The organism is Pseudomonas sp. QS1027, from assembly GCF_002814235.1.
GTDB lineage: Bacteria > Pseudomonadota > Gammaproteobacteria > Pseudomonadales > Pseudomonadaceae > Aquipseudomonas.
This window is the reverse complement of sequence record NZ_PHSU01000039.1, coordinates 1-15,971: the sequence shown is the minus strand read 5'-3', so window position 1 is coordinate 15,971 and position 15,971 is coordinate 1. Positions and strand designations below refer to the sequence as shown.

9 protein-coding genes are annotated in these 15,971 nt (G+C 65.0%); 4 read left to right on the top strand and 5 right to left on the bottom strand.

The annotated features are described in order from the left end of the window. Position 1: 1 nt before the first annotated feature. Both CWE01_RS30180 and CWE01_RS30175 read right to left on the bottom strand, forming a co-directional pair. Entirely contained in the window at positions 2-1,273 is a 1,272-nt protein-coding gene (locus CWE01_RS30180; protein WP_100944236.1) for a diguanylate cyclase domain-containing protein, read from the bottom strand. Beyond that, on the bottom strand, positions 1,270-1,845 hold the full coding sequence (locus tag CWE01_RS30175; protein ID WP_100944235.1) for a YfiR family protein: 576 nt from the start codon (positions 1,843-1,845) through the stop codon (positions 1,270-1,272). Before CWE01_RS30175 ends, CWE01_RS30180 begins: the two co-directional genes overlap by 4 nt. 332 nt (positions 1,846-2,177) lie before the next feature. Between CWE01_RS30175 and CWE01_RS30170 the strand changes: the two genes are divergently transcribed. The 4 genes from CWE01_RS30170 to CWE01_RS34090 all read left to right on the top strand — a co-directional run bounded on the left by CWE01_RS30170 (position 2,178) and on the right by CWE01_RS34090 (position 6,664). Further along, positions 2,178-3,029 (top strand): sugar phosphate isomerase/epimerase, encoded by an 852-nt coding sequence (locus tag CWE01_RS30170; protein ID WP_100944234.1) that lies wholly within the window; start codon positions 2,178-2,180, stop codon positions 3,027-3,029. A gap of 12 nt (positions 3,030-3,041) precedes the next feature. Then, on the top strand, positions 3,042-4,100 hold the full coding sequence (locus tag CWE01_RS30165) for an isopenicillin N synthase family oxygenase (RefSeq protein WP_100944233.1): 1,059 nt from the start codon (positions 3,042-3,044) through the stop codon (positions 4,098-4,100). 43 nt (positions 4,101-4,143) lie between these two features. Beyond that, entirely contained in the window at positions 4,144-4,932 is a 789-nt protein-coding gene (locus CWE01_RS30160) for an ABC transporter substrate-binding protein (protein ID WP_100944232.1), read from the top strand. Between the two features lie 178 nt (positions 4,933-5,110). Next, entirely contained in the window at positions 5,111-6,664 is a 1,554-nt protein-coding gene (locus CWE01_RS34090) for an amino acid ABC transporter permease/ATP-binding protein (protein WP_100944231.1), read from the top strand. Here the strand turns inward: CWE01_RS34090 and recD are convergent. The 3 genes from recD to recC are packed head-to-tail and all read right to left on the bottom strand — an operon-like array spanning position 6,627 to position 15,858. After that, positions 6,627-8,723 carry an exodeoxyribonuclease V subunit alpha gene (gene recD, locus CWE01_RS30150; protein WP_100944230.1) on the bottom strand — a complete coding sequence of 699 codons (2,097 nt, stop codon included), beginning with the start codon at positions 8,721-8,723 and terminating at the stop codon, positions 6,627-6,629. The two genes, CWE01_RS34090 and recD, sit on opposite strands and share 38 nt — an antisense overlap. Then, positions 8,720-12,403 (bottom strand): exodeoxyribonuclease V subunit beta, encoded by a 3,684-nt coding sequence (gene recB, locus CWE01_RS30145; RefSeq protein ID WP_100944229.1) that lies wholly within the window; start codon positions 12,401-12,403, stop codon positions 8,720-8,722. The genes recD and recB overlap by 4 nt, the downstream gene beginning before the upstream one ends. After that, positions 12,400-15,858: an exodeoxyribonuclease V subunit gamma gene (gene recC / locus CWE01_RS30140; RefSeq protein ID WP_100944228.1), complete on the bottom strand. Its 3,459-nt coding sequence runs from the start codon at positions 15,856-15,858 to the stop codon at positions 12,400-12,402. The genes recB and recC overlap by 4 nt, the downstream gene beginning before the upstream one ends. Between the last annotated feature and the right edge of the window lie 113 nt (positions 15,859-15,971).

Genomic DNA, 15,971 nt, shown 5'->3' with positions numbered 1-15,971 from the left:
TTCAACTCCTGGTTTGAACGATGGCGGCGGGGTGCTCCGACTCCGCCGTGTGTTGCCCGCCTCGGGCGAGGCGCTTGGCATGGTACATCGCCGCATCGGCGGCGTTGAGCAAGGTGCCCGGGGTGGCGCCATGGTCGGGGTAAACCGCGATGCCGATGCTCAGCGAGGTCAGCACCTGGGCTTCACCGGGGACCGCAATGGGTGCGTCCATGCTGGCGATGATCTTGTCGGCAATGCGCTGGGCGTCTTCGATCTTGTGCAGCGGCGTGAGCAGCACGGCGAACTCGTCACCGCCCAGGCGCGCCACCAGGTCCTCTTCACGCAGTTGCGCGCGCACCCGCGTAGCCACGGCGACCAGCACCGCATCGCCCGCCGCATGGCCGAAGTTGTCGTTGATCTGCTTGAAACGATCGCTGTCGAGAAACAGCACGCCGACCCGCTCGCCCTGCTTGGCGGCATTGCGCAGGGCGCGCATCAGCCGGCCTTCGAAGAAGGCCCGGTTCGGCAGGCCGGTCAGGCTGTCGTGGCTGGCCTGGTGGGCCAGGGATTCGTTTTCGCTCTGCAGGTGGGTCTGCCAGGACTCCAGTTCGTCGAGCAGGGCATTGAAGTCGATGCCCAGGTTGTCCAGCTCGGCAATCTGCGCTGGCGGCACGCGCCGGTCGAAGGCCCGCTCGCGGCGCGCGGCGTGGGCCACGTCGGCGAGGCTGCGCAACGGGCCGATAATGCCCCGCAGCAGACGTCGCGCCAGATACAACCCAAGCCACGCCGCCAGGGCGCTGCAGACCACGATGCCGAGCAGGCCGCTGATCAGGAAACGCAGCAGGCTGCCGCCATGCCCGGTCAGGCGAATGCTGCCGACCTCACGGTCCTGATGGATTATCGGCAGGCGGATCGGTTGTTCGAGCAGGGCCCGCGCCAGCTGCATCTCCACTTCGGAGAGCAGGCCGGTTTCCGGCCGCTGCCAGCGCGCCAGCAATTGACCGTGGGCATCGAAGACTTCGGCATCGGCCACTTCTTCGGTCTCGGCAATCAGGGCCAGGGCCTCGGTGGCCGCGCTGCTGTCGTTGAACACCACCGCGGCTTCCACGGTGTAGCTGATGGAACGGGCGATCAGGTGCAGGTTATGGTCGGCATAGACCCGCAGGGCCAGCACGCCGAGAAAGGTCAGCGACACGCTCACCAGGCCCACGGCGGCCATGGCCGCCAGCAAGTGCCCACGGCCCAGCACCGAGCGCAGGCTGGGGCGCGCGCCGGACCTGATCCAGCCGATCATGGCTGCGGGCTCCGGCGCCGCGAGAGTTGCAGCACGCTGGGGTGAATGCGCACGCCACTGCGGGCGACCGAGTCGAGATTGACCTCGAACGACACCTGGCTGTCGGCGACCCGCAGGCAGAACAGGCTGCCGACCGTGCATTGATCGCCGCCTTCGCTGATGCTCAGCACCGCGTGGCCGTTCAAGGCACTGAAGAGTTGGCTGCGTTCTTCGCTGCTCAGCTTGCCGATATAGACGGCATCACAGGCACTGCCCAGGGTCGGGCTGCTCGCCAGCAGGCGCTGGACCAGCACCGGTCGCCCGGAGGCCTGGGTGGTGCCCTTGACCAGATCGTCGGTGTACTCGGTGGGACCGACAATGCACAAGCGCAGTTGCGCAGGCTCCACCGGCCAGCGCGCATAGCTGAGAATCCCCAGCACCACCTGGGTGACCGCCTGGGCACGCTGATCGGCAGCGCCGCTGGGCGCGGTGTCCTGGGCAAAGCTGATGTGCGTCAACAAACAGAGAAGGGCAGACAGGCAGAACTGTTTCCACCCCCAAAATCGCCCTGTCGTCGAGACAGCCACGTTCATGCAGGAATTCTCTTAAAACTACGTAGGAATAATGCCGAAACAATAGCATATCCCTCAGGTCGCCAGGATGGCTGCCGGACATATAGATAGCCCACTAATAGTTTATGAATTCATGAAGTATGGATTTGAGCTTTCCTATTCTTCTGCGCACGCTGAGCTGCCTAAGATCGACGCCATGCTCCTGCCGGGGAATCCCCTCCCCTGGCCTGATGTGAGACCGGTTCCGCAGAGAACCGGCTCGACGAAAACCCTTGATCACTGCCGTCACCGCTCGTCCCGGCTCCACTCCGTGACGCGCACCGTGCCGTTCAAGGCGTCGTTGAGGCTCACCGATGAAACTGGAGATTTTCCGTACCCTTTGGGGTTACACCGCAAGCAAGGCCCAGGCCCTTGAAGAGCTGCTGGCCGCCGGCTTCGACGGCCTCGAGGCGCGCCTGCCGCTGGACGCAGCCGAACGCAGCGAGTTCGCCGCCTTTCTGCGGGCCAACCGCCTGGGTTATATCAGCACCGTTTTCACGGCCAACGACGTGCTCCCCGTCCAGGCCGCCGCGCCCGCCGAACACCTGCAGGACCTGGACCGCAAACTGGCCTGGGCCGCCGAGCTGGAGCCGCGCTTCGTCAATCTGCTGGCCGGCAACGACCGCTGGCCCCTGGCGCAGCAGGTGGAGTTCTTCGGCCAGGCCATGGCCCTGGCGAAGCGTCACGGTCAGTTCTGCACCTTCGAAACCCACCGCTCGCGCTCGCTATTCAATCCCTGGGTCACCCTGGAACTGATCCGGCAACTGCCCGACCTGCGCTTCACCAGCGACATCAGCCACTGGATCGTCACCTGCGAACGCCTGCTCGACGATCCCGCCGATGACCTCAGCGCCTTTGTCGAACGCGTTCACCATATCCAGGCCCGGGTCGGCTACGACCAGGGCCCGCAGGTGCCACACCCCGGCGCCCCGGAATACGCCCGTGAGCTGGCCTTCCACCAGGCCCACTGGGAAAGCATCTGGCGGGCCCAGCAGGCACGCGGCTACACGGTCACCACGCTGACCCCGGAGTTCGGCGCCGACGGCTACCTGCATCACCTGCCCTTCACCAATGTGCCGGTCGCCGACCTGTGGTCGCTGAACGTCTGGATGGCCCGGACCGAGCGCGAACATTTCCAGCGTTTCAGCCAATCAACCCAATCGTGAGGTGCTTGCGTCATGTCTGAGAACACACCCAACCGCCCGGCCCAAGCCAACTTCAAGAGCATCCCGCAGGTGAACATCGCCGGGCTGTTCAGCGTCGAACTCGAACACCGGCTGGCGGTAGCCGAGCAACTGGGGGCCGCCGCCAGCGAGGTGGGCTTCCTCTACATCACCGAGCACGGCATCGATCCGCTGCTGATCGACAATCTGCGCCAGGCGGCCAAGGATTATTTCGCCCAGCCGTTCGAAACCAAGATGCAGCATTACATCGGCACTTCGGAGTCCCACAAGGGTTTTGTCCCGGAAGGCGAAGAGGTGTACGCCAAGGGCAAACCGGATCACAAGGAAGCCTTCGACATCGGCTTCGAAGTGCCGGCGGACGATCCACTGGTACTGGCCGGCACGCCGCTGCTGGGACCGAATGACTGGCCGACACTGCCGGGCTTCAAGGACGCGGTGCAGGCCTATTACGCGGCGGTGTTCGCCCTCGGTCGCAAGCTGTTCGGCGGCTTTGCCCTGGCCCTGGGCCTGGAAGAGAACACCTTCGACGCCCTGGTCACCCGTCCGCCGTCGAAACTGCGGCTGATCCACTACCCCTTCGACGACGCCGCCCAGGACGCTCCCGGCATCGGCGCCCACACCGACTACGAGTGCTTCACCATCCTGCTGGCGGATAAACCGGGCCTGGAAGTGATGAACGACCAGGGCCAGTGGATCGATGCGCCGCCGCTGCCCGGGGCGTTCGTGGTGAATATCGGCGACATGCTCGAAGTGATGAGCGCCGGGGCCTTTGTCGCCACCGCCCACCGGGTGCGCACGGTGAGCGAGGAGCGTTATTCCTTCCCACTGTTCTACGCCTGCGACTTCCACACCCTGATCCAGCCGCTGCCGGGGTTCGCCCAGGCCGGCCAGGACTATGAACAGATCGCCATTGGCGAACACATGTACGGCCAGGCCTTGCAGACCTACCAGTACCTGCGCAAGCGCGTGGAAAACGGCGAGATCGCCCTGCCGGAGAAAGCCCGCAAGCCGTCGAGTTTCGGCCATTTGAAAAACCAGGCGCAGCCGTCCTGAAACCCAGCCCTCACACCCCAGACTTCACCTCGGAGCACCGAACATGCACAAGAACACCACGCGCCTGACCCTGATCGCCGCCGGCCTGCTGTCCAGCAGCGCAGCCTTCGCCGCCACGGCCACCCCGGGCCAATTGAAAGTCGGGATGGAAATCACCTACCCGCCGTTCGAGTCCTATGACGCCGACAAGAATGTGGTCGGTTCCGATCCCGAGTTGTCCCAGGCCCTGGCCAAGCACCTGGACGCCAAGGCGCAGTTCGTCGACACCAAGTTCCCGAGCCTGATCCTCGGCCTCAATGCCGGGCACTACGACGCGATCATTTCCGGCATGTACATCACCCCTGAGCGCCAGACCCAGGCCATGACCATTCCCTACGCCAAGACCGGCGCGGCGATCATGGTGCCCAGCAACAGCACGCTGAAACCGGGTACGCCGGAGGAGCTCTGCGGCTTGAAGATCGGCCTTGAGCAGGGTACCACCTGGGTGGCGCAGTTCCAGAAGCTGTCGACTGATTACTGCGTGCCCAAGGGCAAGGGCGCGATCACCGTGAACGAGTACCCCTCGGCTCCGGAAGTGACCCAGGCGCTGCTGTCGAACAACGTCCAGGCGCAGGTGGAAATTGCCGGTGCGGCGAAGCTGATCGCCGAGAAGACCAAGGGCCGGGTGGTGGTGAGCAGCGAACACCTGATCTATTCGCAGACCCTCGGGATCTTTGTGAAGAAGGGCAATGACGCGACCTACCAGGCGCTACTCAAGGCGTTCGAGGAGACGAAGAAGAGTGGCGAGTACGCGGCGCTCCTGAGCAAGTACAGCCTGGAAGCGGCGGAGTAAAACCGGCTGTTTCTGGAGTAGACCATTGCTGTCTGTAGGCACACGGACTGCAGGAGCTGGGCTTGCCCGCGAAGGGGCCCTCAAGGCCGCCAAAAGCTTCGCGGGCAAGCCCAGCCCCTACAAGGATCGGGTCGCCTCAGAGAGGCTGTAGCAGCGTCAATGCAACACCGAGGTATCTATGCAATTCGATTGGCCCTATTTCTTTTCGCTGTTCTCGATGCCGGCCTTCTGGCAAGCCTGCGTCACGGTGGTCGAGCTCAGCGCCCTGGCCTGGTTTATCGGCATGCTGCTGGGCTTTGTCCTGGCGTCGGCCAAACTCTCCAGTTCGGCCTGGCTACGTGTACCGGCGGCCACCTATATCTGGTTCTTTCGCAGCATCCCGCTGCTGGTGCTGGTGGTGTTCGTCTACAACCTGCCGCAGCTGTTCCCGGTCACCGGCAGCGTGCTGTCCAACCCGTTCTATTCCGGCTTGTTCGCCCTGGTGGTCACCGAGGCCGCGTATATGGCCGAGATCCATCGCGGCGGCCTGATCTCGGTCGCCAAAGGCCAGAAGGAAGCCGGCCGCGCCCTGGGCATCGGCGTGCTGGGGCTGCAACGCCTGATCGTGATTCCCCAGGCCTTTCGTATCTCGCTGCCGACCCTGATCAACGAATACATCACGGTGGTGAAACTGACTTCGCTGATCTCGGTGATCTCCCTCACCGAGCTGCTGACTGTCGGCCAGCGCCTCTACGCGCAGAACTTCCTGGTGATGGAAACCCTCGGCGCGGTGGCGGTGTACTACGTGCTGATCGTCAGTCTGTTCGGCTGGCTTCTGCAGCGCCTGGAGCGGCATCTGGACCTCGGCCAGCGCACGCCGCAAACCCTCGACGAGGCCAGCGTCGCCAGGCTCAGGGCGGCGCAGCAACCGCTGGCCCAACCCGCTCGCGTGCAGTCGGTGGCCGGCGCGGCACCGGCGCTGTACCTGCAGAATATCCACAAGCGTTATGGCGACCATGAAGTGCTCAAGGGCATTGACCTGGCGGTCGGCAGCGGCCAGGTGATCTCCATTATCGGTCCGTCCGGCTCGGGCAAGACCTCACTGATCCGCACCATCAACGGCCTGGAAAGCATCGACCAGGGCGAGATCGTGCTGTTCGGCGAAAGCTTCATCAGCGCCGCCGACCACCCCAACAGCCCGCAGATCCGCCGGGGCGTGCGGCGCATCGGCATGGTGTTCCAGAACTTCAACCTGTTCCCCCATCGCTGCATTCTCGACAACATCACCCTGGCGCCGCGTTACCACGGGGCGGCCCGCGAAGTGAGTGAGCAGCGGGCACTGGCCTTGCTGGACAAGGTCGGCTTGCTGGCCCATGCGCGCAAGTATCCGCATCAACTGTCCGGCGGTCAGCAGCAGCGGGTGGCGATTGCCCGGGCGCTGGCGATGGAGCCGCAGATCATGCTGTTCGACGAACCGACCTCGGCGCTGGACCCGGAGCTGGTGGGGGAGGTGCTGAAGGTGATCCGCGCGTTGGCGGATGAAGGGATGACGATGTTGATCGTCACCCATGAGATGGATTTCGCGATGTCGATTTCCGATCGGGTGGTGTTCATGGAGAACGGGGTGGTGCAGCTGGACGCCAGCCCGCGGGCGATTCGCGAGGAGCAGCGCGGCGAGCGGGTGCGGCGGTTCATGGGGATTGAAGCCGCCCCCATCAATGCTCCGCACCCAGCTCCAGCATCAATCCGCTAAGCCGCTTGACCTTGCGCCCCACCGCCTCTTCGAACACCCCGCCACGGGGTTCGATCAGGCTGAACCAGTCCTTGGCCCGGGTGATGCCGGTGTAGATCAGCTCCTTGGTCAACACCGGGTTCAACGCCTGCGGCAGGATCAACGCGGTATGAGCGAACTCCGAGCCCTGGGACTTGTGCACCGTCATGGCGTACACCGTCTCCACATCGTTCAATCGGCTGGGCAGGACAAAACGCACCCCACCCTGCCCATCATTACGCGGGAAGGCCACCCTTAGTACCGGCTGGCCAGCCTCGGGTCCGTCACGCTCCGGCAGTTTCAAGGCAATGCCGATATCGCCGTTCATCAGGCCCAAACCATAATCGTTGCGGGTCATCAGCACCGGACGCCCTTCGTACCAATGCTGGTCGCTGTCGATCAGCCGATGGGCGAACAACGCCGTGGTAATCCGCTGGTTCAAACCTTCGACGCCCCAGGGTCCCTTGCGCACGGCACAGAGCAACTGGAACGCGTCGAAAGCCTGGAGCACCGTGCGCGCCCAATCGGTCCAGCGCGCATCCGCCAGATCAGTGCCGGCGTCCGGACGCCGGCTACGCAACACCCCCAGATAGTGCCGGTAGCCTTTCGGACCGGTGCCCTGGCCATCCAGCACCAGACGCTCGAACTGCTTGTCCTGCTCCCCCTTGAGTGACAGCGCAAACAGATCCGCATGACTGCCGGCCGCCAGCAGCGCCCGCGCCTCATCCGCTGACTGACGATTGACCAGGCGGGCCAGTTGGCCGATACCGCTGCCTTCGCCGAAGCGCCGGGAGTGCCGCAACATCACCACCTGCTGGGCCAGCGGATGGCTGTCGTCCACGTCTTCCTGCAAAGCGCTGCTGCTCAAGTCCTCGCCACTGACCGCTTGCAGCCAGCCACGGGTCCGCGCGCTGTACCAGCCCTCCTCGGCATCACGGCACAGGTCACCCAAGACCGCGCCGGCTTCCACCGACGCCAGTTGGTCCTTGTCGCCCAGCAGCACCAGGCGAGCATGGTCAGGCAAGGCATCGAGCAGATTGGCCATCATTTCCAGGTCGATCATCGACGCTTCGTCCACCACCAGCACATCCAGAGGCAGGCGGTTACCCGCATTGTGGCGGAAGTGCCGCGTGCCCGGCCGGCTACCCAGCAGACGGTGCACGGTGGTGACGTCGCTGGGGATCTTGCCGCGCACAGCATCGTCGATCTCCAGCGAGCGCACCTGGGCACTGATGGATTCGGTCAGCCGCGCGGCAGCCTTGCCGGTGGGTGCCGCCAGGCGGATGCGCAAGGGTTTTCCTGCCGCCACCGCCGGCGCCTGGAGCAAGGCCAGCAGACGGACTACGGTGGTGGTCTTGCCCGTGCCGGGACCACCGGTGACGATACTGAACGCCCCCCGCGTGGCCAGGGCACAGGCGAGTTTCTGCCAGTCGACAAGCGCGCCGGGTTGCGCCACGCCGAACAGTGCGGTCAGGCGTTGCGCCAGGTCGTCCGGGGTCTCTTCCTGTTCCGCCAGGCGTCGGCGCAAGGCCTCATCGATACGCCGTTCGTAAGACCAGTAGCGACGCAGGTACAGGCGTCGCCCGCTGAGTACCAGTGGACGCTGTGCCGCCTCGATGCCCGCCTCGTCCGCCAGCGCCACCAGCGAGCTTGTTTGCAGCGCGTGACACCAGTGCTCGCCATCCAGGGCCACCAGCAACTGCGACGGCAACAGCAACGCCCCACCCTGCACATCGCCTTCCGGCGGCAAGGACAGGGCAAAGTCCGGCTCCTGCAAGGTGGCGAACAGATCGAGGCAGACATGCCCGTGTCCCAGTTGGTGGCTGGTCAGCGCCGCCGCCAGCAGCACCAGCGGATCGGCCTCGGGATCGAGCTCATGGAGAAAGGCCACGAAGGCCTTGTCCAGTGCCCGCAACCAACCCCGTTCGACCCAGCGTTCCAACAGCAGCAACAAGTCCGCCGCGCGGCCCAGGGGCGTCAGTTCAGCCAGGCTGTCGTCACTCAGTGCCGTCGGCAGGATTTCCGAAAAAGAACGTTTCATAACAGACTCCCCTGCTCCCAGACGGGCTCGCCGCGGGGCACCGGTTTACCCTGGAACAGCAGGTCCAGGTGCTCGATCAGCTCGCGGGGCGGCCGGGTGAAAAACACACCCTGGCTCGGCGCCCGGGTACCGCGCAGGAACAGGTACAAGGCGCCGCCCATATGCCGCTCGTAGTCGTAATCCGGCAGCCGCACCTTGAGCTGGCGATGCAGGGCCAGCAGATAGAGCACGTATTGCAGGTCGTAGCGGTTGTCGAGGATCGACAGGTTCATGGCCTGCTCGGTGTAGGCCGCGTCATCGGCGCCCAGCCAGTTGGATTTGTAGTCGGCCACGTAGTAGCGCCCCTGGTGTTCGAACGTCAGGTCGATAAAACCCTTGAACATGCCATTGAGCGAGACCGGCTCGGCCTTGGCCCGGGCCACACCGCCGTGGGTGTGGCGGCGCACCAGTTCATCGACCTTGAGCACGTCGACCGTGTGGCTGGCGAACCAGAATTCCATTTCCACCCGGTAGGCCTTCAGGTCCTGGAAGACCACCGGCGGCTGATCGTTGCCCAGGCGCAAAGGGGTTGTCAGCAGATCGGCGAGCCAGTCGCCGAGGGCGGTGATCCAGCCTTTCCAGCCCCGCAGGTTGCAGCGGGGCGCGACGGCTTTTTCGATCAGCGTGCGGTCGGCATTAAAGCCCTCGTCACCCGCCCATTCGAGCAGGCCGTGGAGAAAGGTGCCAGGGTTCGGACCACGGGGGAAGCGGTGAATATCACTACCGCTCGGTACCAGGTCGCGGGGCGCGGCCGGGTCGAGGCGTTCGTCGTCAAAGAGTTTTTGCGCCTGGGGGCTTTCCGGTGCTTCGTCAGTGTCAGCGCTCTGCGCCTCACCGATGCGCAAGGCGCTGTAGGAGGCGATCCACCAGTACTCGGAAGCACTGCGTTTGGGCAGGCGCGGGGCGAGCAGGATCGCCTCATTGCGCGGCGGCTGGAAGGCTTCGGCAGTGGCCGCTGGCAGCGCTTCACAGGCCAGCGCCGGGCAGCCCTCCTGCAGGTCCAGCAACCAGCGTTCAAGGCCGCCGGACTCGCCCAGCACGGCACCGCCACCGAGCAGATAACCAAGAGCGGACAAGTGCAACACCGAAGCGTTGTGATTGCCACGCTTGAGGTCGGCCACCCCCAGCCAGCAGGCATGTTGAGCCCGGGTCAGGGCGACGTAGAGCAGGCGCAGGTCTTCGGCCAGGCGCTCGTCATCGGCCTGGGCGATCAACTCGGCGGTGGGCTTCAGGCTGACCTGGGCCTTGCGCTCGGCATCGTGGTAATGCAGTGGCAGGCGACTGCCGTCCACCGGTTTGACCGAGCAGATAAACGGCAGGAACACCAGGGGGTATTCCAGGCCCTTGGACTTGTGGATGGTCACCACCTTGACCAGTTGCTCGTCGCTTTCCAGGCGCAGGATCTGTTCTTCACCGGCCTGGCCGGAGGACGCCAGGTGCTCGCCTAGATGGCGGATCAGCGCCTGTTCGCCGTCGAGCTCGGCAGCCGCCTGTTGCAGCAGTTCGGACAGGTGCAGCAAGTTGGTCAGCACCCGCTCGCCGTCGCTGCGGGCCATCAGCGCCTGGGGCAAGTGGAAGTCATGGATCAGCCGACGGAGCATCGGCAGCACGCCTTGTTTGCGCCAGATCTCACGGTAGCGGCGGAACTGCATGACCCGCTCCTCCCACGCCAGTTCGTCCTGGTTCAGCCGCTCCAGTTCAGCCAGCGACAGGTTCAGGGTGATGCAGGCCAGGGCCGCCCGCAGCGGACGTTCGACATCCGGCTCGGCGCAGGCCTTGAGCCAGGCCAGCAGGTCATGGGCCTCCTGGGCGGCGAACACCGAATCCTTGTCCGAGAGATAGACGCTGCGCACGCCACGGCTCGCCAGCTCGCCACGGACCGCCTGGGCCTCCTTGCCGTCACGCACCAGGATCGCGATATCGGAGGGCAGCACGCCCCTGAGCGCACCGTCGCGAACGAAACCGGCACGCTGCTGCTGGCCGCCATTGAGTAATTCGACAATACGAGTGGCGCAGGCTGCAGCCAACTGCTGGCGATACAACGCGCCGGACACCGGCTGCTCGGTTACCAGTTGCCAGAGGTTGAGCGCCGCCACGGGCTGGCCGTCGACCTGCAAGACTTCCTTGCGCCCCTGGGCCGCCACCGGCAGAAACGGCACCGGGTTCTCAGCGCCCTGACGAAACAGGAATGCACCCCGCCCTTGCTCGCGCTGCTCGGCGCGCTCGAAGACATGGTTGACCGCCGTGACCATCGCCTGGCTGGAACGGAAGTTGGTCCCCAGGGTATGCAGCCGCCCCTCGGTGGCCTGGCGCGCCCGCAGGTAGGTGTAGATGTCGGCGCCACGGAAGGCGTAGATCGCCTGCTTCGGGTCGCCGATCAGGAACAGGCCGCACTCGGGGTTGTTGTCCTCGATGCGGTAGATACTCTCGAAGATCCGGTACTGCACCGGATCGGTGTCCTGGAACTCGTCGATCAGGGCCACCGGGAATTGCTCGCGGATCAGGCTCGCCAGACGCTCGCCACCGTCGGCCTGGAGCGCGGCGTCGAGACGCAGGAGCATATCGTCGAAGCCCATCTCGGCACGCCGGCGCTTCTCTTCTTCGAAGCGCGCACCGACCCAGCGGGCCGCGTGTTCGAGTACGGCGGCATCAGGCGTGGGCAAGGCATCGAGGCTGGCTTTCAAGCCGGCCATGGCGTCGAGGGCCGGGTGGCTCGGCGGCTCACCCTTCCAGGCTTCGGCCAGGCCAGCGGCGGTCAGACGACTGAAGCCGGTGCCGATATCCAGTTGCTCAAGGGTTTCATCCGCGGCCCAGGCGCTGAGTTTCTCGAACCAGGGCTCGAAGTAGCGCGCCTGCATCTTGCGCCCGTCGACGGTCTTGTTCGCCACGCCTTGCAGGCAGATATCCCGCAGCTCGGCGGCCCATTGCAGCCAGGGTGTCTTGAGCTGCACCAGGGCCTGGCGACGTTCCTGGATACAGGCCTCGATCAGCTCGGCCGGTTCCTGCGGGTTGTCGTTGCGTCGCTCGCTGCCGAACAGGGCGCGCACCCGGGGCAACAGTGTCGCCGGTCCGCCCCAGTTGGCCCGGACCCAGTTCAGCGCATCGCCGTGCATCTTGTAGCAGAACAGTCGCCAGTAATCGCGCAGCACTTCACCCAGCAGTTCGCTGTGGTCGGTTTCCAGGGTCTGGGTAAACAGGCTGCCGCTGTCGAAGGCGTGTTCGCGCAACATCCGCTGGCACCAGCCGTGGATCGTCGATACGGCCGCTTCGTCCATCCATTGGGCAGCGATATCCAGGCGGTTGGCACATGCCGGCCAGTGTTCGACCGGGTATTCGTCGCGCAGCTGGGCGATCAACCCATCGGTGGCCGGGATCTCGTCGCGGAAGAACCGCGCGGCTTCCGCCAGGCGGGTGCGGATACGGTCACGCAGCTCCTGGGTGGCGGCGTCGGTGAAGGTCACCACGAGGATTTGCGGGGGCAGCAATTCGCGGCCGAAACCGGAGTCTTCGCCACCGTGGCCGAGGACCAGGCGCAGGTAGAGCGCGGAGATGGTGAAGGTCTTGCCGGTGCCGGCACTGGCTTCGATCAACTGGCTGCCGCGCAGCGGGAAGGCCAGCGCCAGGGGCTTGTTATCGGTCATGAGCGCGCCTCCTCGGCAGCGAGTGAACGCCAGGGCGCTTCGAGCAACGGGCGATAGAGCGCATCGCACCAACCTTCGAATTCCTCGCTGGCGATCAGCGCGTTGTAGTCGGCGAACTGGCGGGCCAGGGCTGCGCTTTCCCGGCGTTCGCCTTCGCTGTTCACACCATCGCCGTCATAGGCCTTGCGCGCTGCGTCCTGCGCTTTGAGCGGGTCGGATTGGGTGAGCCAGGCAAAGGCGGTCTTCACTGCGATCGGCAGCGGACCGCGCATGCCGGACTGCCAGGCCAGCAACAGGTGAGCGAGGATCTCGGCGGCACGCGGCGGTTCGAACGGTGCCAGCAGCAAGGTGTCATCGCTGGCCACCAGGGCGGTGGTCATCGACAGCCCGCAGGCACAGGCCACCAGGTGCTCGACCCAGGGCCGGGTCAGGCGGTGCCATTTGCGCGTCTTGATCGAGCCGATACTGTTGGGGATGGTCATCACCGCGAGCAGGCCACCGTCACTGCGTTGATGCAGGCCACTCAGCCAGCCTTCCACCCGGGTGGCTCCCGCGTCGAAGGCCACGGGCACGGCACTGGTCAGCGGGGTCGGCCAGAGGCTGAGCAGTTGTTGATAACGTTGCAGCAGATCCGGCAGCGGTTCGATCAGTTCGTGTTGCAGTAGCTCGCCGAAGCCGGCCATGGGCAGCAGGCCGCTGGCCTGCAATCGCCGGGCCTGGTGCTGCAAGGCCTCGTCCGGGTTGTCCGCCTGGAGCAGCGCCGCTTGCAGCAGGCTGTCGCTGAGGCTGTAGCGTTGCAAGGCATCGAGTACGAACGGTTCTTCGTCGGCCAGCGGTACCTGGGCCGCTTCGAAGAAGACCTTCAGGCGCTGGCTGAAAAAGTGCCGGACGGGATTGCGCAGGAAGTCCTGGAGCTGGGCCAGGGTCAGCGGCTCGTCCTGTTGGTAGGCGTCGAGTTCGGCACTCGTGTCGTTAGGGCCTTGGGCTTCGTGCAGTTGCTGCCACTCGCGGGCATAGCTGAACAGCTCGGCGTGGCTGTCATGGAAATAGCGAGCGCTGAAGGGTTGCAGCGGGTGCGCCTGGGTCAGGGCTTTCAGCAGTTGCTCACCGTCGCCGTCCGGCAATCGCCAGCCAGCGGCGAGATGGTCGCGCAACTGGCCGATCAGGACCGAGGCCGGGCGCTCGCTGTTGTCGCGGATGCTGTGACCGACCCAGCTGATATAGAGCTGATGCCGGGCCGAGAGCAGGGCTTCGAGCAACAGGTAGCGGTCGTCTTCACGTCGCGAGCGGTCGCCGGGACGGTAGTCGCTGCCCATCAGGTCGAAGTCCAATGGCGGCTGTGCACGGGGGTAGTCGCCGTCGTTCATGCCCAGCAGGCAGACCAGCTTGAATGGGATGGCACGCATCGGCATCAGGGTGCAGAAGTTCACCGCTCCGGCGAGGAAACGCTGGGACAGGCGGCCCTGGTCGAGGCCGGCCAGCCAGGCTTCGCGGACCACGGTCAGCGGCAAGACTTCCTGCAGGTTGACGGCTTCGCAGGTTTCCAGCCAGTCGGCGCGCAGTTGTTCGAGCTGGATCAGCAGGTAATCGTCGTGCTCGGTGCTGGCGAGGAAAAACAGCTGGATCAGGGCGTGCAGGCGCTCGCCCCATTGCTGCGGGAGGGCCGGCTCGGAGAGTTCCTGGTGGGCGATTTCCAGGGCATCGAGCAAGGCCACCAGCGGACCGATCAAGGCGGCGTCCAGGCCACCGATCTCATCGTAGGGTTCGATGCCTTCGCAGGCTTCGCCACTGCCGACCGCATAGCCCAGCAGCATACGGCGCAAGCCGAACTGCCAGCTGTTCTGTTCCAGTGCATCGGGCAGGCCGAGGCCGGCGCGTTGTTCGGCGTTCATGCCCCAGCGCACACCGGCGCCTTCGATCCAGCGATGCAGAGTGGGTAGGTCGCGCTCTTGCACATTGAAGCGCGCGCGCAAGGCCGGGACGTCCAGCAGGTCGAGGATCTCGCTGACCGGGAAGCGGCTGTCGGGCAATTTGAGCAGGTGTTCGACGGCAATCAGCAGCGGGTCGCGACCACGCTGGCCCTGGTCGGCCAGGGTGAAGGGGATGAAACGCGGGTCGTTGCGTTCGAGCTGGCCGAACACTGCGCGGATATGCGGGGCGTAGCTGTCGATATCCGGGACCATGACGATGATGTCACGGGGTCGCAGGTCCGGCTCGGCACTGAAGCGTTCGAGCAACTGGTCGTGGAGGATCTCCACTTCACGCTGGGCGCTGTGGGCGATATGGAAACGGATCGACTGATCGTGCTCGAGATTGATCGCCGGCCAGTGCTCGCGGGTTTCATTGAGCGGGCGCAGTTCGAGGATATCGTCCTGCAATTGATTGAGCAGGCTCGTCGGCGTGCTGTCGCTGAACAGGTCGATGCGGCCGTCGCGGAAAGCCGCGCGGTAGCTGGCGGGATCGTCGTAGCTGTCCAGCAGGTTGATGTAGTCGCGGCCCTGCTTGCCCCACGCAGCCAGCAGCGGATGCGCGTGCTGGTGCAGGGTTTGCGGGTCGAGGGCCAATGGCATCCCGGCCTTGCGGCTCTGGCGTTTGTATTGGTTACGCAGCAGGTCCTTGTCGGCAACGATATCGGACCAGTGATGGCGGCAGGGGTTGTGCACGCAGAGCAGCACCTGGCTGAAACGAGCCAGTCCGGCGAGGGCTTCGAGGGCCTGGGCGGGTAGCGAGGAGATACCGAACACGATGACCCGTGGAGGCAAACCTGGCGGTGCGCTCTCCAGCTGGTTGATCCGTTCGATAAAGCGCTGGTGCACACCCGCGCGACTCTGGGCCATACCGGAGGCGCCGACATCCAGCAGCAATGCGCGCCACAGCTCGGCCTGCCAGCAATTGGCGGACGGCAGGGGCTTGATCTCGCCACGGCCGCTGCGCAGTTGATGGCGACCGGCGGCCCAGTCTTCCAGCCAGTCGGCGCGGTAGACCTGGTATTGGTCGAACAGGTCGGCAAGACGCTCGGCCAGTTGGTAGCGTTTGCGCAGGTCGGTGTCGTGGGTGAGGAAGCGTTGCAATGGCTCGAAGTGCGGCTGGTCGATCAGTTCCGGCAGCAGGCGCATCAGGCGCCAGGTCAGCGGGCCCTTGTCGAGCAGGGATTTGGCCGGGATCTCGTCGCGGCCCAGGACCATGCGGTAGAGCTGCCACATAAAGCTGCCGGGCAGTTGCACGTCGATGGCGGCGGCGATGCCGCAGCCGCCCTGGTCGTCACCTTCCGGGTCTTCGGCCAGGGCAAGTTTCAGCCACTGGGCGATGCCGTTGCTCTGCACCAGGGCAATTTCGTTCTCCAGGGGCGCCAGGGGATAACGTCGCATCACGTTGATCACCAGGCTGCGCAGTTCCTCAGGGCTGTTGCTCTGCACCACCATGAAGGCGGGATTGAGTGACGTCGCGTCCGGCATGCCGACTTCCTTGGAGAATTCAAAACGAAGGCAGGACTTTAACACCTCCGGCGCGGCCAATCCCCCTGCCGGAAGGCGGTGGCGCTCGGGTATTTCGGCGGCACAAAAACAAA